The sequence below is a fragment of the Aestuariivivens insulae genome (assembly GCF_022662195.1).
Lineage (GTDB): Bacteria > Bacteroidota > Bacteroidia > Flavobacteriales > Flavobacteriaceae > Aestuariivivens > Aestuariivivens insulae.
On sequence record NZ_JAKMCS010000013.1, the window covers coordinates 1 to 24144 of the forward strand.

The following is a 24144-nucleotide window of genomic DNA, read 5'->3' on the forward strand; positions in this document are numbered from 1 at the left end:
GGATGCAGCCCCGAGGGCAGTGACCTTAGCGGTTACAGCGCACCGGTACTGTGCGAGGGCGGATCGGTAGAGGTGACCTTGAGCGTTACCGACCTATGCGAGAACGGAAGCGATACGGCGACCTTTAGTATAAGTGCTTTACCTGAAATAGCAATTACATTACCAAATGTGGAGACAACTATTTGTAATGTTGGGTTCCCAGAAGAATTAATCGCTAGCTACACAGGGTGTGTTCCTGGGACATTGAATGTTGGACCAACAAACGTAAGAGAGAGTGAAGATGGTTGTGCAGAACTGGCAGATTATGTATTTATAACGCCAATGGATGCTTGTGGTAATTATGATACCAAAACGGTGACTATTACTCGCGAAATGGACAAAATAGGCCACTGCGAAACCGCATTCGCTAAAGCCGATGAAGGATCAGAATGCTTCATCCCAGACTTTAAGCGTTGGGGTTGGACTAACCGTTTTGATTGTGAAGGTACTTATGAATTACCTTTATATGCCGGAGCAGCTCATTGTAACGTTATGAAAGGTACAGAAGTAGGTACTGTTACTGTAGATTATACAGGCGGACAGGTTACTGTAACTTATGGTAATCTTGCTCCTGGATATGTGATGACAGAAGCTCATGTGTATATTGGTTGTAACCCATATCCAATGAAGAATGGAGAATACACAGTGGCTCCAGGGCAATATCCATTTAACCCATCTAACTTAGGAATTGTACAGAACTATTCGGTACAGGTAACCGATGTTAGCGGACCAATATATGTGATAGCCCATGCCGTGACTTGTCAAGTGGTTTGTATGTGCTCTCCTGATGTGAGTGAATTACTTTCAGATAACGAAGGAGGTACATCTGTATTCAATGAAACGGTTGATTGTCCATTTGATGATAGTGATGAAGATGGTATAGCAGATACTTGTGACCCATGTCCAGAAGACCCAACCAACGCATGTGTTTTGGCTAAAACAACAAGTACTAAAGAAGTATCATTTACAGCCTATCCAGTACCATTCGATCAAGAAGTAAACATTAAGTATTCATTCGATTATGATACCGATGTGACTATAGAAGTGTACGATATGAAAGGTGCGTTAATCAGAGCATCTGAAAACAAACAGTACATTAAAGGAACTGTGGAAACAACTAAGCTTGATCTCTCTAGAACAGATAACCAAATGTTCTTTGTAAGAGTGACAACTAAGGAAGGTACGGCTATTAAGAAAGTAGTATCTTCAACACCACAATAACCAATTCAATAAATATGTTAACCAAAAAAGAGCGGCAATGAGCCGCTCTTTTTTTCTATCAATAAAATTAGAAAGCCCTTAATACTTAATAAATTTTATAGTATGTCCTTTATCTTCAATCTCCATATGGGCAATATATATGCCATCCTTTAGAGTTGACAGGTTTATGGTTTCTTTGCTGTTATTTGACCTTTTAGACAATACATGTTTTCCTAGCATATTGTAGATTTCAATAGTATCGATAGGAGTATTGGCTGAGTTAAGTGTTAAAACATCGTTTTCTCTATTATAATAATGTGTAATGGGATTGGTATTAAAATCATCAATGCCAAGAGTACCTGTGGTTATGGATAGTTCGTCTATATTGATGGCGGATTGATTGGTAGTATTATGATGTCTAAATGCAATATAGGCTGAATTACCTGCTAAGTCTGAAATATCTATACTTCGGGTTACAAATACACCAGCGCCTCCTATTTCATCAGTATATTCACTTCTTTGAATAGCACTAGATTCAAAATCGCTGGTTTGATTCCCTAATGCAGCATAAACGGTGTAATATTCATGTGCCGCATAAGATAATTCACCTCTCACTTTCCAGGACAACGTAATATTATCACCCGTACTAAAAGAGCTTAGGTCAATGGCATGGGAAATAATCCAATTATCTGGGGTAATGCTAGATTGTGAGTGTGAGGCAATGACCTTATGGCCTCCATAATAGGATGAAAACTCCCACCACATCCAATTATAACTATCACCATCTTGATCCTCAACATCCCAACAAACATTTATAACATTTGTATCAAATGTTTCTAATACTGGTAATGTATTGTCACATTGAGCTATCAAGGTATGGCTTACTAATAGAAAACAAGTTAAAAGTAGTACTCTTTTCATAATCAAGTAGGTTAAATTCATGCTAAAGATAAAAAATATTGTCTTTTTAGCGAATAAAAAAGCATTTTATCGATTAATTGTTATTAATTGTAAGTTATAGAATACGCAAAAATGCAGTTCATCGATATTTAAAGTTTCATATACGTGTCGTTCAAAGCCTTGGATCTTATTTATTGAAACTAATCTTGTTAAATAAATAGCAAAATGCCTCAATATTAATTCCAAACAGATCTCATTTATAAGCATTTGGGTAGGCTCCTTCATAGCTCCTCCCTATCTAAGAGCACTCTAAGTGCACTCTAATTGCACTTAAAGGCATATAAACAACGAAAAGTTGTTGATATCCTATAATAATTTTACCGCTTTCATTCTTTAAAAACCCTTTAAAGATGTTATTTTTGCACATTACAATTTTTTTTATGGGGATTTCAACATTAGAATTAGAAGAACGCAAAACAGGCAAGGATTTATACAGTTATCAAAAAGGGGCAATAAATAAAATTTTTAAAGCTTTCGAGGAATCTCCAGAAGATTACCATTTGTTGTACCAATTACCAACCGGAGGCGGGAAAACGGTTATTTTCTCGGAAATAGTAAGGCAATATCTAAAGCACCATAACAAAAAGGTGTTGGTCATGACGCACCGTATAGAGCTTTGTAAACAAACCTCTAAAATGCTTACCGAATTTGGTGTGGTTAACAAAGTGGTTGATAGTAAAGCAGACCTTAGCGATCAAAAGGAATACAGTTGTTTTGTGGCTATGGTGGAAACCCTTAACAATAGGTTGAATGACGACAAGCTAGATATTTCAGATATTGGCTTGGTTATTATAGACGAGGCTCATTACAATTCCTTCACCAAACTATTTAAGTTCTTTAGCAAGTCTTTTATCCTGGGGGTTACGGCTACTCCGTTAAGTTCCAGTATTGAATTACCTATGACCGATAATTACGATGAACTTATTGTTGGTGAGAGCATAGAATCCTTGATTGAAAATGGCTTTTTGTCCCGTGCCCAAATGTACTCGTACAATGTGGGATTGACTTCTTTAGTGGTTGGAGCCAATGGTGACTATACCGTAAAGTCATCGGAAGATCTATATACAGCCGACGATATGCTGTCTAAATTAATACAGGCTTACGAAGAACGTTCTAAAGGCAAGAAAACCTTAATCTTTAATAACGGGATCAATACCTCGCTATATGTATATGAAACCTTTAGAAGGGCAGGCTATAAAATAGCACATCTCGATAATACCAATACCAAAAAGGAGCGGGCCATGATCTTAAAATGGTTTAAGAATACACCAGATGCCATTTTAACCTCGGTAAGTATTCTAACCACAGGATTTGATGAGCCTACCGTTGAAAGCATCATTTTAAATCGGGCAACAAAATCGCTAACCCTCTATTATCAGATGATTGGTAGGGGATCTCGGGTCTTAAAAGATAAAAAAACCTTTACGGTTATCGATTTAGGAAACAATTTCCACCGCTTTGGCCCTTGGGGCGATAATTTGGACTGGCAACGCATTTTCAAATCACCAAACTATTATCTGGATACCTTGTTAAGTGATGAAGAACTGGAAAGCAATTTTAGATATGAAATGCCAGATGAGTTGCGTGCAGAGTTTTCCAATTCTAAAGAAGTCTATTTCGATATCCAAAAAACCTATGTGGATTGTATTAGAAGCGGGAAATCTTCAAAAGCGGTGCTGGAGCAATCTATAGAGCAGCATGCTAAAATATGTATTGAAAATAGTGAGGATGTTTATGATGCTATTGCCTTGGCTAAAAAATTGGGTGATGATATCGATTTTAGAATTGGGCGCTATACCAAATGTATAAGTAAGAGTACGTTTAATTTTGTGGAATGGCTTAAGGGCGATTACAGAAAAAAATTAAACGCCTATTTACGATTAAATTTCGATGATGTCTTTGAAGCGATACATGGTTATCCGCCAGAGGATTAAATTTTGACTGGTTACGTCATTGTAAAATAACACGCTAGCGATGGGCTTCATATTGAGATTCCAAAGCACTTATAAATAATTCGTTTGTATGGTAATGTGCATTAAAAATTAAGTGTACATTTACTAAACTAATTTTAAAAATCCTTATACCTAACTTTGTGCTATGGGAGTGTCTCGTAAAACCGTTTCCATCATACTTGCTTTTTTTGCAATCTATGTTATTTGGGGATCAACCTACCTTTTAAATAAAATAGCGGTTACCGAATTACCCCCCTTTAAATTAGCCGCCATTCGGTTTTTGGTAGCCAGCATGTTCATTTTTATCATCGCAAAAATCCTAAAAGTTGATATTTCAATAACCAAGCTACAACTTAAAAACACCATCATTGCCGGGTTTTTGTTTTTAACCTTTGGCAATGGAGTAGTGGTATGGGCGCTTAAATACGTAGATAGTGGTTTTGCTGCTTTGGAAATTTCGGCACAACCCTTGGTCGTGCTTATTTTAATGCGGATACTTCAAGGAAAAAAAATAGCAGCCATGTCTTATATAGGTGTGGTTTTAGGTTTTATTGGAATTTACCTTTTGGTGAGTCAAAAGACCTTGATAAACCAAGAAAACCAAATTATTGGTATGCTCATGATTTTTACGTGTATGCTAAGTTGGGCTTACGGCAGTTTATTTGTAGGGAAGGCCAATTTGCCTTCCAATTACTTTGTTAATACGGGCTACCAAATGTTAACGGGAGGTATTATGCTGGGTATTGCCAGCTTGTGTTTTGGTGAAACATGGACATGGCCATCGGCGTGGAGTACAGAGGTACAATGGTCTATGCTGGGGCTAATAGTATTTGGCAGCATTATAGCCTTTACAGCATTTAACTATTTACTTAAGGAAGTATCGCCCGAAAAAGTATCGACCAACACTTATGTGAACCCCATAATAGCCTTACTATTGGGGTGGTGGGTCTTAAACGAACAAATTACATTACAGTCCATTATAGCGGCCATTGTGTTGCTTACTGGAGTTTATTTTATCAATTCAAAACGCGTCATCACCAGACCCAGAGGGATGGGGCGCTAAAACTTCGGTAAAGTTGAAGGCTACCTTGCTATAACAATACATTTATTATTTGTAATTTGCGCCCTTTCAAAAATTAAGATGAAAGTACCACGTTCCATAAATAACTTCCGAAGAAAGGTAATGCACAGCATTACCAAAAATGTTGGCCGCTCCTATAAAGAACCAGAACCTGGATCCCTAAAAATTGAAGACATCAAAAAAGTACTGATAGTAAGACCTAACCATCGTTTGGGAAATCAGTTATTGTTAACCCCTATTGTACAAGAAGTTATAAACACCTTTCCAGATTGTAAAATTGATTTGTTTGTAAAAGGAGGCGTGGCTTATCCCGTTTTTGAAAACTATACGCAAATCAATAACATCATCCAACTACCCAAAAAACCATTCAATAACCTGTTTAAATATGCTGGCAAATGGGTGGCCCTAAAACGTAAACGTTACGACCTGGTTATTAATGGTGATAAAGATTCATCGTCAGGGCGGTTGCTCACACAATTGAGCATAGCTAAGTTTAAGGTGTTTGGCGATGTGGATGAAGACATCCAGAAGGCCTATCCAGATTACAAACATATTTCCAAATACCCTATCTATAATTTAAGGCACTACATGCATAAATTGGGTTTTGAAAAAAATACCAGTGAGATACCGCTTTTGGATATTAAACTGAACCAAGAAGAAATAACCAAGGGAAAACAGATTCTTGACGACATTATAAAGAACGACAAAAAAACCATATGTATCTATACCAATGCCACAGGGGCAAAGTGTTATTCTGAAACATGGTGGAACACATTTTATGAAAGGCTCTTAGCCGAATATCCAAACCATAACATCATTGAAATGTTGCCCATAGAGAACATTTCAAAGATCAATTTTAGGGCCCCTAACTTTTACAGTAAGGACATTAGGGAAATGGGGGCTATAATAAAGAATACAGCTATTTTTATTGCAGCAGATAACGGCGTGATGCATTTGGCCAGTGCGTCCTTAACCCCAACCATAGGGTTCTTTTCGGTTACCAACCCGTTAGTTTATGCACCTTATGGTAATGGCAGTAGGGCCCTTCATACCAACGAGACCACTATAGACGATTGGATAAAGGCCATCAATACCATTTTGCTTGATTAAGCACTTCGAGGACCACGAAAGGTTACGTTGTTTTTAATATGCAATAGGTGGTTAACTATAGCCGATAATTCAAACTGAAGATAACGTTTGTTCTTTTTGCTTAAGTTATTGATCTTGTGGGTATATAGAATGTCTTGGCCTTTTTTCACTCTAATGAAATAAGAATCGGCTTCTGCATTTAATTTTACGGAACTTTTGTAATTACTTTCCAGTAACAACCAATAAGACAAACTATTAATTTGATTGAATAAAGAAAAATTAGTATCCATAATAATAGGTTTTTAAGATTTGGTATTTTAAAGCTAGAACAAGATGCTTTTGAAAGCAAAATTTATTGACGGAAAGCTTTTAATTTCGTTAAAATACTGATACAATGCATTTTAACCCTGTGTTTGTGCGTTTTATGGATAGAAGTGAAGTTAGGGGAATTAGTGTTAAAAAGGAATAAGACTACATTTATATCTCTATTATTTTGTAAATTAGAGAGGATTAATCTTTTTTAAAATGAAACTTGTTTTAACATATATCGGGGTTTGCGCTTTTTTTCTGGTGTCCTGTTCATCCGCTAAGCCTTATGTTACCGAGGAGCAAAAAAAGGCCATGGAAACGCTTGTTAACAGCAAGCAGTTCCAAATAGAATCCAATTGGGCTTACCCACAGGTCACCAATGCAGTACAGCAAGTACTCAATTCGGGATTGCTACAGCAAGGAAGTTCTTCGGGAGGCATAAACCTTATTGGTAATACCAACTTTTTAAAATTATCTAAGGACAGCATAAGTTCGTATTTACCCTATTATGGTGAACGCACCATGAATGCCGGCTATAATTCAAGTAACGATGGGGCTATAAGGCTGGAAGGCACAGTGAGCAATTATGAGGTTACCCTTAATAAAGATGGCAGCTATAGTATTTCTTTCGATGCTAAAAGCCGTTCAGAAAGCTATAGCGTATATTTACGATTATTTCCTAATATGCGAACCGATTTGCTGTTAAATGGAGTTTATAGAATGCCCATAAGGTATTCTGGTAATGCAGCTCCTTTAAGGGAGTAATTTTGGCTGATATATGCCTTAAAATGTGATTTTTGCAATCCTAATTCTGATAGTTAAAAAACCATTTTATCCGACAAACGAAAACCAGCTTTTTTTCACAAATGGGGATTTGAACATTTCATCGTGTATTTTTAGAGTTCATGAGATTTTTTAGGTATTAATGTGCTGAATTATATAGCTTTAATGGAGAATTGAAAATGTGTTCCCCATGAAAAAGCTAATCGCCATAATTGGTTTCGTAACCATTTTAAGTGCCAATAGTATACTTTTTGCTCAAGAAGAGGCACGTAGTCCGTTATACGATTATTCAGAGCTTCAATTGAACAGTACCGATACCATTCCCGGGTTTGAAGATCAAGATAACAAACTAAAAATTACAGGAACTATTTTCTATAACGATGGCGTTACCCCAGCAAAGGATGTTATTATTTACATATACCAACCTAATGCTGAAGGGAGTTTTGAAACCCAAAAAAACAACGACAAAAAATACATAACACACCGCGCATGGGTAAAAACCGATGCTGATGGAAAATACACCTTTTACACGTTTATACCAGGAGCGCCTTATGTGCCACTAACATTCCCGCGAACAAGGGGTATGAAACAAATCCTTCCTGTTATAAAAGAACCTGGCAAACCGGAATACGACTTCGATGCATTTATTTTTGATGACGATCCAGCCATAAGCAGCCGATGTAGAAAAAAATTAGACCGTATAGGCTATAAAGGCATGCTTAGCTTGGTGAAAAAAGAGGATATGTACGTTGCCACAAAAGATATTGTTATAAGCCAGAGTAACCCTTCCCATATAGCTGTGGCAGCATTATAGTTATGGCATAGTCCTAAACCCATTTCATTTATTCGATTTACCCATTCATGATTAGTTAATAATCATCATACCTATCTAACACGATAACATTGTTTGTGCCCTCTTTTTATAAAATGGCTTAGATGAAAAAGAGCCATTCTGCTTTTGATGCATTTAGCTTTTCACCATTTTTCGTAAAAAGAATGACGATATTTCAATAATATACGATATTACGTAAGTGCAGGGAACAGCTAAATTTATTTAATAAACTGATTTTAAATGAATTAAATTTTTGGTATATTAATGGTAATTAAATCATACAGCTAAAACTCACATGATTATGAAACCCTTATTCAACCAAAAATCTGTTGCAACATTCTTACTGAGCCTGCTCTTAAGTTTTATATTAATATCCTGCAAAGACCATAAAAGGGAAGCAGCCAATGTTTCCAATAACATTATTACAGATAGCCCAGTAAAAGCTCCAATGTTTGAACTCGTATCTACCACTGGTCAAACCATAAGCATGGAGGATTATAAAGGCAAAACCTTAGTGATCCATATTGCAACCACCTGGTGTCCTTACTGTAATGCCGAAGCACCGCACTTGGAACAATTAAGTAAAGACTATAAAAATAGAGGGGTAGAAGTCCTTATTATTGATGTTAAAGAACCTAAAGACTTAATAATCGATAAGTTGGTAAACACCCATAAGTTAAGCTTTCCTGTTTTATTGGATTCCGATGGTGCTGTAGCTGCTAGTTTTGCCCCAAAGGATGTGCTGCCCGAATTATCACGAGACGAAATTATGCTAGCTTCCAATATTATAATAGACCAACAGGGTGCCATACAATTTATGAGTTTGTTGGATACCAAAAACTTCGATTCCAAATTAATTCATCTTAAAAAGAAACTTGATGAACTCTTACAATAAATGGTTGGCATGCATGCTATTGACCCTATTTTGTTCATGTCTTCATAAAGAAAAGACAGACCAACAGCTTCAGTTAAATGCAAGTAAAAATTATGATAAAAATTTTGTGGATTTTGTTGATTATAAGATGTTTAAAGAAAGTAATCTAAACATAAAATTGAAACTTAATTTCACCATCGATTCTGGGTATCACATACAACCAGATACCGTTACCAACTCCAATTTCATTGCAACCCATTTCAGTATTGAGGATTCCGAAACATATGATGTCACTGCTGTTAAGTTTGACTATAAGCCTAAGCGCTGGACTTTAGATAGCACCACCTATTTTAAAGTCATTTCTGAAAATTTTAGTATATGGTTGACTATAGCTCCCCATAAAGCTAGCCCAAAATCTTCAACAACCAATGCGATATTATATTATCAGGCATGCGACGCTAAAAAATGCTACTTTCCCAGATCCTTAACCATACCTATAAGTCTTGAATAATTATAGAATACAAGGCTATTTCCGTATTTTTGAATAACAGATGTCGTTATTGCTATGGATTTACATACCCTATACCGTGAAACCCAAAATTGGAGACCCACTCCCAAAATGCCAGTTTTGTTTTTAGGTCATGGCAGTCCAATGAATGCCATTGAGGACAATCCATTTGTACAGGGTTTTAAAAATGTGGTCAAGCAGATCCCCGAGCCCATGGCTATTTTGTGTGTCTCGGCACATTGGGAAACCAAGGGCACTAAGGTTACCGCAATGGACATGCCAAGAACCATCCACGATTTTAGTGGTTTTCCATTAGCCTTGTACGAGGTGCAATACCCTGCTCAAGGTAGTCCCGCTTTAGCTTACAAAACTGTACAGGCCTTGGCGCCCGTTCCGGTGGACTTAGACTACGACTGGGGCTTGGATCACGGGGCATGGAGTGTTATTAAACACCTTTACCCTAAGGCCAACATTCCTGTTATCCAATTGAGCTTGGACCGTACCAAAACACCAGCAGCACATTTTGAATTGGCACAGCAATTGGAACCTTTAAGGCACAAAGGCATCCTAATTGTAGGCAGTGGTAACATGGTACATAATTTAAGGCGATTGAATTTTAGTAGGGCAGAGGGTTACGATTGGGCCATAGAAGCCAGGCACCTTATAAACCAACATATAAAGCATCGAGATTATAAAGCCTTATGCCATTACCATAGCCATAGTGCCCTGCAATTGGCCATTCCCACACCAGAGCATTTTTTGCCCTTGCTCTATACCCTAGCGGTGAGTAACACCGACAATGAAGTACTTAGTTTGTTTAATGACGAACTCGTTATGGGCAGTATTGGCATGACCTCGGTATTTATTGGCTAATCCCTATAACAATCAAGTGTTGTTTAGGGGGAGGCTTATTTTTATCCCAATACTGAAATTAGGTCTGTATGGCAATTTTTCGCCGTAGATTTCTTTAAGATCTGTTCGTTTAACAACTTCGTATTTACAACTTATTGCCACCGATTTAAAAATAGGGTAACTCAGTTCGTTAGTTAATGAATAGGACAATAAACCATCGGTATTTACATAGCCACTCCTGTGGATTACTCCAACCCCAAGCCCTATACCAGCTACCAATTTAGGAATTATTAACCGATTGAAGTTCCACATCCCATTAACGGAATAACGATACAATTTTCCGCCTTTAAGATTGGCATATTCAAATTGTGTTTTAATTGAGAAATAGTACGTTTCAAATGGTTTACCTTCCCAGTCCATATTAAAAATAAGGTCTGTAGTTAAGGCATCGTTGCCTTTGTCATCGCCAGTAATAAGTAATTTGGCATCATGAAAAACAGAAAAAGAAATATGGCTTTGGGCAAGGCATGTTAAGCCTGTAACCAGCAGTATGGTAAGTATGTATTTTTTCATTAAACAGTTAAGTGATTCTTTGGGGCTACGCTTTTTGTTTATCCCTATGTTTTATTTATGGCTACTATTTTCACTTGGCCTTTGGATCGTTTTGCGCTACCAAAACGGGGATAAGTTATTAATTATGTGGATGATGCATTATGATTTGGGCAGTGTTGTCTTTAAATAGTCTTATTCTTGTCATATCATTAAAAAAACTTGTGGTATCAGGTATGTCTCAGAGATGGCCTTATCTTTTAAATTCTATGTTTTGAAAAGAAAATAGGTTAGTACTTCATATTTCTGAATAGCAAATCACTACTATTCATTAATAGCTTTTTCGTTTTTAAAATATTGACATACAATTGAATAATAAAAATAAGTAACAAACTATGTAGTTAACTAATTAATAAATTTTATCTTTGTAGTATTCTGATGATTAAGTATGGAAAGAGATTTTATAAAAGGGCTAGGCTATAGGGCATTGGATAATAGGTTAAAACGCATTAGCGATAGGATGTCCCACGATACAAGAAAATTTTTTAAGCAAATCGATATCGATGTCGAACCAAGTTGGCATTTGGTATTTAAACTATTAAGGAAAAACGATACCTTAACCATGGCCGAAATAGCCGAACAATTAGGCTACACGCATCCTTCAATGGTGGTGATGCTTAAAAAAATGGCCGCCAAGGACTATATCGTTTCAGAGCGGGACCCTTTGGACAAGCGAAAACAAAACATCAAGCTCACCCAAAAATCCTTGGATCTGATGCCGCAGTTGGAACACATCTGGCACAGTTGCGAACAGGCCATTTTTGACATGCTAAACCAAGACCTTTCCATAATCAAATACCTCGATGACATAGAAGCTTCCTTAAAGGCCGTTCCTTTTAACGAACGCTTTTATGAAGCCTATCGCAAGACAAAACAAGAAAAGATAAATTAACTTAAAACAAAGGACGCTATGGACACCACTAAAAAAAACAACACAGACCTATCACGAAGGGGAATGATCAAGACCCTAGGGGCAGGATTGAGTATGGCGGCGCTTCCGTCCTTTATGAGAGCAGATATGACAGAAGTCTCCCCGGAAGCCCTAGACCATGGCGAACGTATTATTCCCGTGGAGGAAAAGGAACTTATGGATATGCAAAAATTTATAGAAGCCTGTATTGCGGCCAATAAGGACTCCAATCCGCAAGAAGCCGTAAAAGAAGTTTTGGCCAGGGGCGTATCGAATCCATCGGTCATGCTAAAGGCTGTAGGAGAACCCAAGGAGGCCGGTTTAAAGGTGTTCCTGCGTTCTGAGGAACTTACCATATTTGCTGCCACATGGACACCACAAATGAACCTCATGCCCCATAACCACCTCATGTGGGCCAATATAGGCATCTATACTGGGCGTGAAGACAATATCCTGTGGGACCGAACCAAACACAGTTTAGGTTTAGAGGCCCATAAAGCAAGGTGTTTGTTTGCGGGCGATGTAGCAACCTTAAAGTCTAATGCCATCCATTCGGTAACCAATCCGTTACAACGGTTTACCGGAGGGGTTCATATTTATGGGGGTGATTTTTTTGCCACAGAGCGCAGCCAATGGGATCCTGAAACCCTTAAAGAAGAGCCTTCCAATGGCGAGGTAATACGCAATATCTTTAAGCTGGCCAACGAGCAAATGCGCCGTATGAAAACCAATTAATTGTAATTTATGCCTTTAACCCCTAAAATTTGGAATATATGAAGCGACTGCTCATAACAAGTGGAAGCCCGTACGAAGACCGTCTAGGGTTTAGTCGCGCCGTACGTGTTGGCCCCTATATAAGCATTGGCGGCACGGCACCAATAGATGCCCATGGCAATACCGTAGGCATAGGCGATATAAGGGCTCAAACCCAACACTGTTTGGAAACTATTAAACTGGCCCTGGAAAAAGCAGGATCGAGCCTAAACGATGTGGTACGAACACGTATGCTCTTAATCAATATCGATGATTGGGAAGCCTCTGCCGAAGTCAAGGCCTCCTATTTTAAAACCATTAAGCCTGCCGATACCATCATGCAGGTTTCCCGCTTTATTAACCCAGAATGGTTAATAGAAATTGAAGTGGATGCGGTTGTGGCTTCGTAAAGACTTGACTACAAGCGTTCTCGACTAACCCGTTTAAAATAGGGTAGCTTAACCTTTTATATGGCCAAAGAAACAAGCCATAGGGCTTTCATAGTCACCACAATGGATAACACCAATGCCAATCTCCAGCAAGCAATCAATAAACGGCCGAACTATCAAATACCGCTAATAGAGTAGTGGTAAAAATTATTACCTTCAATATTGATATACAACATACGCAAATTGAATTTATAACAGCTAAGCTGTTCTTTTACAAAACTAGACTATAGAGGTGATAGAAATACGTCTAAAACACGATTAAGTTGAAATATTTTTCCTATATTTAAGAGTTGATTATTTATCAAATAATTTTACCTCCCTTTTTTTTAATTACAGCAGTTTATTTTGCCAATTCTTTTGGTGCAGTTTCTTGTAAGTTTTTTTGAAAGATTACAAATCATCAAAGCATATTCAAGAAAAATATTTTCAGTCCCGTCTAATTAATTTAAATAAAATGTATTAGTTAGAAGCTTATTGATAAATTGATTTCAAAACGACAGGAAGTGTAGCATTAGAAGTGGTAATAGGCTTGGTTTATATAAGCTTACTTTATAATACCAGAGGCGTTTAGTTTTAATATTTAATCACTTGATAACCAGCACATCATGAAAACAACAAAAAATCACATTGAAGAGCTTCAAAACCGTTTAGCAGCAAACCATACACTACAATCCGATATCGAGTATATCCTAAATTATTTAGCGTACTGCGAATACGAGCTCATTTTATACATGGTTAAAAAAAATATATGGTCGGGAATAATACCACCACCTCCGGACGATTTTGTAAAAGGGGAAGGGACCGTAGAATTGGGACTGTTCTCCTATTGGTTTCATAATGTAAACCTGCTGGACTTATCCATGTTTACACCAGCCCAACAAGAGGACATTAAACGCCTTATTTATGTTGCCAATCTTTTTCTCGGTAAAACCCAATTTAATTCAATTAATTATAATGCACTTAAAACGGCCGATTTAATTTATGAAGATGGCAGTGTTCTAAGTATGGAACGCTATGCCACTTACGATCAGGGGTGGTTTATCGCCTTTCTTAATTTATTGCAAACCGTAATAAATACCGCATGGTATAATAACGGTACATTTCCAACCGTAAAACCCCCGGTAATTCCTTTAGTAGGGAAGATGCCACATATGGTAAAAATTGCCATTATAGGAGACTGGGGCGCAGGAAACCCAAACGCAAAAGCGGTCATGGATCTGCTCATCAAACAAGATGTCGATTATATTATCCATGTAGGGGACGTGTACTACGGTGGCACACCTTTGGCAACAGACCCTAACGGAACACTATATTATGATCCCGGAGAGGAAGTTAATAATTTGATAAATCTTTGGCCCTCGGGATTTAATGGAAAGTCGTTCACTTTAAATTCCAATCACGAAATGTATAGTGGTGCCAACGGATTATTCTATAACGCTTATGGCGTTAATGGCACAAGCACACCGTTCTCGGCACACCAGGGCTCCAGTTGTTTTGCACTAACCTTCGGGGATTGGACCTTGCTAGGCCTCGATTCGGCCTTCGAATCCAAGGTGGCAGATGCGTTTATGACAGGAAGTTTGGGCGATGCTAACGGCACCCAGGTCAATTGGATAAAAAGCCTTAAGCTCAATCCCAATAAAACCATAGTATTGACCCATCATAATGGCTTTGCAGACGACACCACCTCGGGGTCGCCTTTATGGGCCGAACTTCGTAATGCGCTTGGCGGCGATCCCTTTGCCTGGTATTGGGGGCATGTACACAACGGTATTGTATATAAGATGCCCATTACCATTCCTTCATCCAGCAAAGTGCCCGGGTTTACCACCAGAACTTATGCCCGCTGTTTGGGCCATGCCGCATTGCCCTATGGGGTGGCCAGTAATTTAGTAGGTAAACCCATTGATTATAAAGCCGACAATGTAAAACCAAACTCGAACGAACTCTATAACGGTTTTGCAGTTATTAGCCTTAGCACCAACAGCAATGGTATTATGGAAAATATATCCGAAGGATTTTATGATGTATGCGGATCGCCATCGCAACCCAGATATTATAGGCGGTTGTTATAATTGGTGAAAAAGTTGGTCATCCAGAACGAAACGTAGTGAGGTGAATGCCTTAATTTAGAGCGTGGTAATAGTATTAGCAATTGGTCATTTTCAAGTATAAATTAGCATCTATTTCAATATGACCAATGTCATAAAAAATGGCAGGATCCTTTTTTACCTTTAAATCATTCTAAAGTTAATGTAATCATGAAAAATGTAAACCGATGAAAAATTCAACCCTACCATCCGTTAAAAGCACATGCTATAAAGTATTTATTCTTGGTTTTATGTTTTTGGCTATGGCCTGTAACAATGGGCCTTCAAAAGCTAAATCCAATACAACTGAAACGACTAACACACCAAAATTTGAGACCATTTATTGGAACGTTAAGGCCATCCATCCCGACGGACAAAGCTTAGACGTTAAAATGTTTGACAATGCAGGTGAAGGTTTTGATATCAAGGCCATTCAAAACGCCGATCAAGATAATTTACTGGACGTTAAAGCCATGGTGAATGATGAAATCTTACCCGTTAAGATATTGGTGAGCGACAATCAATTTACGCCCGTGGTAGCCATTACCGACTCTGGTAGTGCCTACAAACTCAAAGCCATAACTCCAGAAGGGGAGCAAATTGAAATAATAGGAGTTGCTAGATTTGGCAATATTGTAATTATGAAAGCCCTTACCAAAAAAGGAAAGTTCTATGGTGTAAAAGCCATTTCACCAACGGGACAACTTAATGATATTAAAGGTATAAAAATTAATTCCCAGGACAGGGAGATGACCTTAAGGGGCCATAGCATCTATGCCCATGTTAAAGCCATGCATCCATCAGACGATGAAGATAACTTTGCGCTACCTAAGAAAAACATAGCCAAAGGCCCTTATAATAGTAATTTTGAAACCATTTCATGGAACATTAAAGCGATAACCCCCGATGGTAAAAATCTGGATATTAAAGCTATTGATCCCAAAGGCAATACCTTTGATGTTAAAGCGCTACAAGACTCCAAACAACATAGCTTCATGGATATTAAGGCCTTTGTAGATGGGGCCGTATTACCAGTTAAAATAATACAAAGGGAAGCTTCCGATACCTATTCGCCCATTAAGGCCATTGGAGCAGACGGCACTATTTACGACATCAAGGCCTTAACGGAAGACCAGCAAAAACTGGACGTTAAAGGTATTAGTAGGTCTGGTAATATTGTTCATGTTAAAGCGGTTAATGAAAATGGAGACCTTTATGCGGTTAAGGCTTTTGCTCCAGACGGCAAACTTAATGCCGTAAAAGGGATTAAGATTTTTGATAGAGCCGTGGAAATGAATGTTCAAGGCCATCCTGTTTATGCGCATTTAAAGGCGATTAGTCAATAAGTTTTATATCTGATACAGAACTTTTATAGCTTCAATTATGGACAATAGTGTAATTATATGCTATTGTCCATAAATGTTTTTGGTCTATAATGTTCTCGTGTAAGGTAGTTTTGCTTTGGTTAATAGTGAAAGTTGTTACCGCAGTTTCTTGAAAAAGTTTATTCCAGAATTACCATCTACTGATTATGATGTAAGTAAAGATTACATTGAAAACTTGATTCATTTCCCTATAAGAATCCCCTCTATGAGTGAATCAGAATTTGAAACTTACACAAATTTACTATTCGCAAAACTACATCTTAAATCTACTGAATTTAAAGAGTTAATTTACAAAGTATTTAACGAAACCTCTGACGATATAATTACCGCAAAATTAAGTTCAGAAAATATTTCAGAATATTTAAGTAATGTTCCTGAAGAATTAAAACAAGATTTGATTCTTTCAAAGCAAATTAATTCAATATTGGATTCAATATTAAGTGGTAATCCTAGACAATGCAAGCGATTTTTGAATATGTTGATAATTAGGATTAACATGGCTAAATCTAAAGGGATTGATTTAAAAAAGAATGTTCTAGCAAAATTATGTTGTTGGAGTATTTTAAAACAGAATCTTTTAATCAACTTGTAAAAGCATCATATGAGAAAGATAAAAACATTCTTAAGAGCGTGGAGAATATTGAGGAAGGAAAAGAAAGTATTGACAATACATTTGATGTCTGGTTAAGTGATATGTGGTTGAAAAAGTGGGTTAATACAGAACCAAAAAATGCGTAGCATTCATGAGCACCAATAAAAAGAAATATAAACCTCACGAGAATCGCATATTTAAAAATTTCTGGAGGATTGTACAGAATATTAAAATTATGAGCGTGTCGTTTTTATTATAATTCTTGTAAATAATGTATGCTTACTTAGATAATGATCCGTAGGCCGTAAAATGGCTGTAACATAATGGTTAACGATATAGAACACTAGCGTGTCGCTATATCTACAATTATGTTAAATACGCAGTATTCGCCATTTCACTCAGATAACACATTTGTTCTATAATTTATATTATGTAAAATAGAGTTTTTACACTTCCATAATCTACTCTATACCCTTATTCCTACTGGGTTCAAAGAATTAACATACAAAAAAGTAAAAACTAGATATTGTTTGTATTCAATAAAGGAAACCGCCACTTTTCTGGGAAATTTTCGATGTAGGTAATCTAAGTTTTGGTTAAAAGTTTCACTAGATAGCTTTGAGGCTTTAATCTTATAAATCATACTTTTTCTTAGCAGCCGAAAGGACTTCTTCAAAGTCGACTGTTTGCCCTTTGATTATCTGTCCTTTCGATTTTTCTAACAAGGCTAATATAGTATTTTCTTTATGTTCTTCAAATTCCTTAGGATAGAGGTACTTTGATATTTTTTTCATTTCTTCACTAGTAAACCTTTTCTCATTCATTTTCTTGTAAAACAGCCCTCTTTTAAGTCCAAGTAGGCCCATAAAATATTGCAACTTGTAATTGCTGTTTTTTATATCGTCTGCTAGCCTATCAAGTATTTTATCATACTCATTAATTATGTCAACTGTGTTCATATATATGACTATTTTATTTATATTTACGGTAAATATACAAATATTTTTATGACAAATCTATTATCATTATATTATGTAAAATAGAATATTTTGCAATATAACATTGCATTAAGATAATATCCATTTCTTAAACCTACTTTGTTGCACCCTTCTACGCTTCAAGATTTTCATCTTCTAATTGTTGTGGGCTGTCTTTTTTCAATTTTAAATAGCCATTACCCTTAACCTTAAACGCTTTGTATTCTTCCTTACTGTACGACATAAAGTTAGACGATCGTCTGTAAGCATCTTGAAAATCGGCGTGCTTTTTGGTGCGGCTTGTCCTTTTTCTGGTTTCCATAATGCGTATTACTTTTGAGGTTGACACTTATAATTTAGCAAAAGTTTGAAGCAGTTTAATTGCTAAATTCATCATAAATATAGTATTTATTCTTTTAACCTGCTTTATATTTGCCGTTTTAAATGCCTTAAGTCGATGAAAAACCCGTCAAAAGATAAAAGTTCTAAAACCAGATTACAGCTCTTACACCAGTACTATAATTATACTGGGTTTTATAGCTTTGTTTGGCAGGCGGTAAAAAAAGCAATCCCAATTATAGCAGCTGTAGTGCTTGCTATTATTGTTATAAATAGTTTTTTTAACATCAACGAAGGGCTGGTATATTTAACAGAAACCTTACCTCCCTTGGGTGTTTTAGGCTTCTTTTTTGTTTCGGAAACGTTTTTGGGGCTTATTCCGCCAGAAATATTTATAGCATGGTCTGGTAAGATGGATCTGCCTTGGCTGTTCTTGGGCTTATTGGCGGTCTTGTCTTATATAGGTGGTTTAATTAGCTATGTTATAGGTGTTAGTATTACTAAGCTGCCTAAAGTACATCGCTATATGGAAGCGAAACTGGAAAAGCAATTAAAGCAGTCCCGCAAATGGGGTGGTTTTTTAATTGTAGTGGGTGCCCTATTGCCACTACCCTTTTCTATTTCGTGTTTAACGGCTGGGCTAATTCATTTTCCATTTCGGGGTGTGGTACTTTATGGGGCCTTACGCTTGTTGCGCTTTTTAATATACGGTCTGGTTATTTTCCATGTGGTGTAATGAAGACAGAAGACGGAAGACCCAAGTACGAAGAAGAAACGTTTAGTAATGTTTTACCTCCTCGTCTTATCCTTTGCAAAAGTCTGTTTTATAGAACTATATTAATTGCATGCGGCATTGCTAATCACGCTTTTTTTGAGTGATGTGGCAATCTCTTCATAATTAAAGCCTGCCCAAAACCCTTGCTTTAAGTTGTTTGCTCTCGGTGATGCAATATAGTGGTTTTACCACCTCGCCTTTATCCTTATGCTTAGGATAAAGCCACTCCTCCTTTAAAAGGAGGAGAATTTTTTATTTACCCTTAATATCTTATTAACCAATAACTAAATACTAATAATCCATTGTCTATCGACTGAAGGCTAAAGACCAAAGAAAAAACTAAAGCCATTCCCTAAAGAAATCCATCATTTCCTCTTTTAGGTCGTAATGTAATTTAATATAGGTACGCATATCGTCTTTTAGGGTGTTTTGCTCATTTTGTAAGCGACCATCAATATTTTCGTTATAATCGGCTTTATGGATATTTGCCATTTTATTTCTACAGCGGTGCATTAATTTAGATATGGCGGCCTTCTCTATCATTATCCTATTTTGGAAATTCTCTATAGACATAGTCGCCCGTTTATCGAATTCGCGGCTTGCGATTTCTTCCAACTTTTCTTCAAAGGTATCCATTTCATTAAAATGAAAACGTAGTTCTCTTTTCCAGGTGTCTAAATTAAACTTAAGATCGCTTAAATAATTTGCTTTTACTATCATGGCTTTCGATTAAAAAATTATACTTCTGCTTTAACTAGTTGTTTTTGTATGTTATTAGGTACCAATTGGTACGATGAAAATTTCGAACTAAATGTGGCCTTGCCTTGGGTTAACGAGCGTAAATCTGTAGAATAGCCATATAACTCTGCAGCGGGAATGGTACATTTAAGGATTTGGTAATGGTCTAAATTATCAAAGCCTTGGATGATGGAGCGTCTGGACTGTAAATCGGTCATGACATTACCTACCATATCTTCCGGCACTTTAACGGTCAATTCGTTGGTTGGCTCCAATAACTTAGGGTTGGCATTTAAAAAGGCTTCCTTAAAGGCGTGGGCACCAGCAATTTTAAAGGATATGTCGTTAGAGTCGACAGGATGCATCTTACCATCGTAAACCATAACGCGTACGTCCCTAATGTACGATCCTGTAAGCGGCCCCTCTTCCATTACTTCCATAACGCCTTTCATTATGGATGGCAAATAACGCAAATCGATTACACCGCCTACAATGCAGTTGTAAAATACGAGCTTACCACCCCATGGTAAATCGACTTCCTCCTTGCCCCTAATATTGAAGCCTTCTGGTTCTGGCATACCCTCTATCCAAGGCTCTATTTTAAGGTGTACCTGGGCAAACTGTCCCGAACCTCCCGATTGCTTTTTATGACGGTAATTGGCCGTAGACGACCGCTGAATGGTTTCCCTATACTTAATCTTGGGCTTACTGTAAGTAGCTTCTATATTATAATCGTGCTTTAAGGTCCAATCTATAATAGCTAGGTGCAACTCGCCCTGGCAACCCAATATTTGCTCTTTGGATTCTTTGGAATAATTTATTACTACAGTGGGGTCTTGCTTATGAATGCGACGGAGGGCTTCACTAAGCTTTTCGTCATCGGCTTTGTTGGTTACCGAAACGGCTTTTTGAATACGAGACTCTGGATATTGGATGGGCTTAATGCTAATGGGCTTACTACCGCTGTACAGGGTGTCGTTGGTTTTGGTAAACTTTAGTTTTAAGGTGGCTCCAATATCGCCAGTGGTTAACTTTTTTACGGGGTTTCTGTTTTTTCCGTCCATAATGAACAGTTGGTTAATGACTTCTACTTCGTCCGTTCTGGAATTGGTGAGTTTGTCATTTACATTAACCTCTCCCGATGTCACTTTAAAGAACGTGATTTGCCCCAAGTTAGACTGGTATAAGGTTTTAAAAATAAAAAGCGATGTTGGGGCATCTACTTTTGGGGATACCTCCTCGCCTTCTATACTCTGCTCTGGTTTTAGATCGGCTGCAGCCGGTGCCACATTGTCAATAAAACCCATAAGGCGGCCACTGCCCATATCCTGCAATGCAGAGACACAAAAAACAGGGAACAAATCGTGGTTTAACATCCCCAATTTAATTCCCTGTCGCATTTCATCTTCACTAAGGGTGCCTTTGTCGAAGTAGAGTTCCATTAAGGCCTCATCGTTTTCGGCCGCTTTTTCAACCAATTCGTTGTGGAGAAAGTCGGCCGTTTCCTTTTCGCTATCGGGAATGGCTATTTTTTCTGGTTTTCCGCCATCTGGTCCAAATTTGTAGCATTTCATTTTAAGCACATCAATAATACACTGTGCGCCTTCTAACTTTATAGGATACTGAATTTGAACCGCATTATTACCAACCAACGATTTTATGCTTTTAAAGGCATCGTCGAAGTTGCAGTCTGAGTGATCAATCTGATTGATAATAAATAAGGTTGGCTTGTTATATTTATCGGTATAATTCCAGATAATTTCAGTGCCAACCTCTACGCCGTGCTTGCCATTTATAACGGTGGCGACCGTGTCTCCCACCCTGATGGCCGAAACAATTTCACCTATAAAGTCATCCAATCCAGGCGTATCAATAATGTTAATCTTGTAATTACGCCATTCGGTGTGTAGTGGTGTTGCAAATACCGACGCTTGACGCTCCTGCTCGATGTCATGATGGTCCGATGTCGTATTCTTATCTTCTATGGTACCACGTCTATTTATGAGTCCCGCTTCAAATAACATGGTTTCTGCTAAAGTAGTTTTGCCACTGTCGTGGGCACCCACAAAAACTACATTTTTAATGTGTTTGTCGTCAAATACTTTCATTCGTTAAAATTTTATTAATTATGTGATAATAATCTAATTATAAAATTAAGAACTCATGCAAGCACTCGTTGCACTCGTTCTCACATTAAAAATTTTAAAATACTATCTTTTGTAAAAAGTATTCTTAAAATTTTTAATGTTCGTTTCATTGTTTATTGTTTTAATAGCCACGCCTGTATGCCGACAGGCAGACGCAACCAATAGTTTAATAGTGTTAACATCTTGCCTCTATACTATAGAATTTGAGGCCCAAATAGATGACATAAAAATACTTTCTTAATTTACGAAAAAATATGATTAAAATCAGCTACTAAATATTCTTAATGGAATCATAACAAAAATGTATGTTAACTTTAGTTGTTTATTGCTGGGGCTGTCCTATTTTTGCAAAAAAAAATAGTATGTCATTTTTAAGTATTTTTAGAATTGTAGCGTTGTTGGAAGGGATATCATATATTTTATTGCTTTTTATTGCAACCCCTATAAAGTACACGATGGGCGATCCGCAGTATGTGAAATTATTAGGCATGCCCCACGGTTTGTTGTTTGTGGCTTACATAGCTATAGCCCTTATGTTAAGGCCTAGCTTGAACTGGAGTGGCAAACAGTTTAAATACGTACTTTTAGCAGCTATTATCCCATTTGGGACATTTTATGTAGATAAAAAAATATTAAGTTCTAAGTATGAATAACATTAGACACAGCATATACGATTACTTGATTGAAGAGGGAGTTTCTGCAACCATGGCAGAATATCTTAATATGCTTGTGTTTTTGGCAGGCTTGCTCGTTATTGTATTTGTTGTCGATTTTATAATTAGAAAATTAATTAGGGTAACCTTTATTAAATTGGCCCATAAGACCAAAACAAATTTTGATGATTTGTTGATAACCAATAAGGTCCCCAGAAACATAGCCCATATTTTTCCGCTTTTAATTGTGATTGAATTTGTGCCCGTTGTTTTCTATGATTTCCCAAATTTTGAAAACCCCGTTGAAAAGGCACTTAAGGTCTTTGCCATAATATTAACCTTATGGGTGGTTAGAAGCTTACTAAATACGGTTAAGGATTACCTAAAAACCTTACCGCGTTATAAGGACAAACCTATAGACAGCTACATACAGGTATTTATGATTTTTGCCTGGGTTCTAGGCCTCTTTGTGGCGGTTGCTATTGTAAGTGGCATTACTTTTTTTAAGTTTATTACGGCTTTAGGTGCTGGTTCTGCAGTTATTATTTTGGTGTTTAAGGATACCATTTTAGGGTTTGTGGCCAGTATTCAAGTATCCATTAACGATATGGTACGTATTGGTGACTGGATTACGTTTGAAAAATATGGTGCCGATGGTGATGTAATAGAAATCAATTTGGCGACGGTAAAAGTGCAAAACTTCGATAAAACCATTACTACCATTCCTACCTACGCTCTTATTTCCGATTCGTTTAAGAACTGGCGTGGCATGGTGAATTCAGACGGACGCCGTATTAAGCGTGCCCTTTTAATTAAACAAGAAGGCATTAAGTATTTAACGACAGACCATGTGGAGCGTCTTAAAGAAATACAGTTGCTCACCTCTTATTTGGAATCCCGTCAACAAGATATTAGTAAATACAATGCCGACCATAAAGCCAATAAAGAATTACTTTTGAACGGTAGAAACCTAACCAATATTGGCGTATTCAGAAAATATATTGATTCTTATTTGAAGCAACATTCGGCTATTAATAAGGACATGATGATTATGGCGCGTCAATTGGCGCCAACCTCGCAAGGTATTCCTATGGAAATCTATGCCTTTAGCAGCGATAAACGTTGGGAAAATTACGAGTATATTATGTCTGATATTTTCGATCACCTCTTGGCTGCCCTACCCTATTTTGACTTAGAGGTGTTTGAATTGCCTACAGGTGCTATAGCTATTAAAAATTAAACAACATT

25 protein-coding genes are annotated in these 24144 nt (G+C 37.2%); 18 read left to right on the top strand and 7 right to left on the bottom strand.

Going from position 1 to position 24144, the window contains the following annotated elements:
- Window positions 1-1260, top strand: a 1260-nt coding sequence (locus MR062_RS13995) for a T9SS type A sorting domain-containing protein (protein WP_242205351.1), incomplete at its 5' end; no start/stop codon positions are given.
- 78 nt (window positions 1261-1338) lie between these two features.
- On the opposite strand, the gene MR062_RS14000 is transcribed toward MR062_RS13995, so the two are convergent.
- A complete protein-coding gene (locus MR062_RS14000) occupies window positions 1339-2160 on the bottom strand; it encodes a T9SS-dependent choice-of-anchor J family protein (RefSeq protein WP_242205353.1) in 822 nt (273 codons plus the stop codon).
- Between the two features lie 419 nt (window positions 2161-2579).
- Here MR062_RS14000 and MR062_RS14005 point away from each other — a divergent pair, with 419 nt between their 5' ends.
- The 3 genes from MR062_RS14005 (at window position 2580) to MR062_RS14015 (ending at window position 6342) form a co-directional block, all read left to right on the top strand.
- The gene (locus tag MR062_RS14005; RefSeq protein ID WP_242205525.1) at window positions 2580-4133 is read left to right on the top strand and encodes a DEAD/DEAH box helicase; all 1554 of its coding nucleotides are present in this window, start codon (window positions 2580-2582) and stop codon (window positions 4131-4133) included.
- Between the two features lie 163 nt (window positions 4134-4296).
- Window positions 4297-5214 (top strand): EamA family transporter, encoded by a 918-nt coding sequence (locus MR062_RS14010; protein WP_242205354.1) that lies wholly within the window; start codon window positions 4297-4299, stop codon window positions 5212-5214.
- 78 nt (window positions 5215-5292) lie between these two features.
- Window positions 5293-6342: a glycosyltransferase family 9 protein gene (locus MR062_RS14015; protein ID WP_242205356.1), complete on the top strand. Its 1050-nt coding sequence runs from the start codon at window positions 5293-5295 to the stop codon at window positions 6340-6342.
- Here MR062_RS14015 and MR062_RS14020 read toward each other — a convergent pair.
- On the bottom strand, window positions 6339-6611 hold the full coding sequence (locus MR062_RS14020; protein WP_242205358.1) for a hypothetical protein: 273 nt from the start codon (window positions 6609-6611) through the stop codon (window positions 6339-6341). The genes MR062_RS14015 and MR062_RS14020 overlap by 4 nt on opposite strands.
- A gap of 235 nt (window positions 6612-6846) precedes the next feature.
- Here MR062_RS14020 and MR062_RS14025 point away from each other — a divergent pair, with 235 nt between their 5' ends.
- The 5 genes from MR062_RS14025 to ygiD all read left to right on the top strand — a co-directional run bounded on the left by MR062_RS14025 (window position 6847) and on the right by ygiD (window position 10500).
- Window positions 6847-7395, top strand: coding sequence for a DUF4251 domain-containing protein (locus tag MR062_RS14025; protein WP_242205360.1), 549 nt, complete (start codon window positions 6847-6849; stop codon window positions 7393-7395).
- 208 nt (window positions 7396-7603) lie between these two features.
- A complete protein-coding gene (locus MR062_RS14030; RefSeq protein WP_242205362.1) occupies window positions 7604-8227 on the top strand; it encodes a peptidase associated/transthyretin-like domain-containing protein in 624 nt (207 codons plus the stop codon).
- Window positions 8228-8546: 319 nt separating this feature from the next.
- Window positions 8547-9140, top strand: coding sequence for a peroxiredoxin family protein (locus MR062_RS14035; protein ID WP_242205363.1), 594 nt, complete (start codon window positions 8547-8549; stop codon window positions 9138-9140).
- Entirely contained in the window at window positions 9124-9630 is a 507-nt protein-coding gene (locus MR062_RS14040) for a hypothetical protein (RefSeq protein ID WP_242205365.1), read from the top strand. The genes MR062_RS14035 and MR062_RS14040 overlap by 17 nt, the downstream gene beginning before the upstream one ends.
- Window positions 9631-9684: 54 nt before the next feature.
- Window positions 9685-10500: a 4,5-DOPA-extradiol-dioxygenase gene (gene ygiD / locus MR062_RS14045; RefSeq protein WP_242205367.1), complete on the top strand. Its 816-nt coding sequence runs from the start codon at window positions 9685-9687 to the stop codon at window positions 10498-10500.
- 12 nt (window positions 10501-10512) lie between these two features.
- On the opposite strand, the gene MR062_RS14050 is transcribed toward ygiD, so the two are convergent.
- Complete coding sequence (locus tag MR062_RS14050; protein WP_242205368.1) at window positions 10513-11052, bottom strand: hypothetical protein; 540 nt, start codon at window positions 11050-11052, stop codon at window positions 10513-10515.
- Window positions 11053-11476: 424 nt separating this feature from the next.
- Between MR062_RS14050 and MR062_RS14055 the strand changes: the two genes are divergently transcribed.
- The 6 genes from MR062_RS14055 to MR062_RS14080 all read left to right on the top strand — a co-directional run bounded on the left by MR062_RS14055 (window position 11477) and on the right by MR062_RS14080 (window position 17267).
- Window positions 11477-11980 (top strand): MarR family winged helix-turn-helix transcriptional regulator, encoded by a 504-nt coding sequence (locus MR062_RS14055; RefSeq protein ID WP_242205370.1) that lies wholly within the window; start codon window positions 11477-11479, stop codon window positions 11978-11980.
- A gap of 18 nt (window positions 11981-11998) precedes the next feature.
- Window positions 11999-12733, top strand: a complete 735-nt coding sequence (locus MR062_RS14060; protein ID WP_242205373.1) for a hypothetical protein — start codon at window positions 11999-12001, stop codon at window positions 12731-12733.
- A 38-nt stretch (window positions 12734-12771) separates the two neighbouring features.
- On the top strand, window positions 12772-13161 hold the full coding sequence (locus MR062_RS14065) for a RidA family protein (RefSeq protein ID WP_242205375.1): 390 nt from the start codon (window positions 12772-12774) through the stop codon (window positions 13159-13161).
- Window positions 13162-13805: 644 nt separating this feature from the next.
- A complete protein-coding gene (locus tag MR062_RS14070; protein WP_242205377.1) occupies window positions 13806-15275 on the top strand; it encodes a metallophosphoesterase family protein in 1470 nt (489 codons plus the stop codon).
- Between the two features lie 203 nt (window positions 15276-15478).
- Entirely contained in the window at window positions 15479-16636 is a 1158-nt protein-coding gene (locus MR062_RS14075; RefSeq protein WP_242205379.1) for a DUF7486 family protein, read from the top strand.
- A gap of 148 nt (window positions 16637-16784) precedes the next feature.
- Complete coding sequence (locus MR062_RS14080) at window positions 16785-17267, top strand: P-loop NTPase fold protein (RefSeq protein ID WP_242205381.1); 483 nt, start codon at window positions 16785-16787, stop codon at window positions 17265-17267.
- Between the two features lie 632 nt (window positions 17268-17899).
- On the opposite strand, the gene MR062_RS14085 is transcribed toward MR062_RS14080, so the two are convergent.
- Both MR062_RS14085 and MR062_RS14090 read right to left on the bottom strand, forming a co-directional pair.
- On the bottom strand, window positions 17900-18226 hold the full coding sequence (locus tag MR062_RS14085; RefSeq protein ID WP_242205383.1) for a hypothetical protein: 327 nt from the start codon (window positions 18224-18226) through the stop codon (window positions 17900-17902).
- Between the two features lie 151 nt (window positions 18227-18377).
- A complete protein-coding gene (locus MR062_RS14090; protein ID WP_242205384.1) occupies window positions 18378-18566 on the bottom strand; it encodes a hypothetical protein in 189 nt (62 codons plus the stop codon).
- 135 nt (window positions 18567-18701) lie between these two features.
- On the opposite strand from MR062_RS14090, the gene MR062_RS14095 reads away from it, so the two are divergent.
- Window positions 18702-19319 (top strand): YqaA family protein, encoded by a 618-nt coding sequence (locus MR062_RS14095; RefSeq protein WP_242205386.1) that lies wholly within the window; start codon window positions 18702-18704, stop codon window positions 19317-19319.
- A 378-nt stretch (window positions 19320-19697) separates the two neighbouring features.
- On the opposite strand, the gene MR062_RS14100 is transcribed toward MR062_RS14095, so the two are convergent.
- Entirely contained in the window at window positions 19698-20078 is a 381-nt protein-coding gene (locus MR062_RS14100) for a hypothetical protein (protein WP_242205388.1), read from the bottom strand.
- A gap of 17 nt (window positions 20079-20095) precedes the next feature.
- Window positions 20096-22204, bottom strand: a complete 2109-nt coding sequence (locus MR062_RS14105; RefSeq protein ID WP_242205390.1) for an elongation factor G — start codon at window positions 22202-22204, stop codon at window positions 20096-20098.
- Window positions 22205-22605: 401 nt separating this feature from the next.
- Between MR062_RS14105 and MR062_RS14110 the strand changes: the two genes are divergently transcribed.
- Window positions 22606-22896, top strand: coding sequence for a DUF3817 domain-containing protein (locus MR062_RS14110; RefSeq protein WP_242205391.1), 291 nt, complete (start codon window positions 22606-22608; stop codon window positions 22894-22896).
- A complete protein-coding gene (locus MR062_RS14115; RefSeq protein WP_242205392.1) occupies window positions 22889-24136 on the top strand; it encodes a mechanosensitive ion channel family protein in 1248 nt (415 codons plus the stop codon). Before MR062_RS14110 ends, MR062_RS14115 begins: the two co-directional genes overlap by 8 nt.
- Window positions 24137-24144 lie beyond the last annotated feature (8 nt).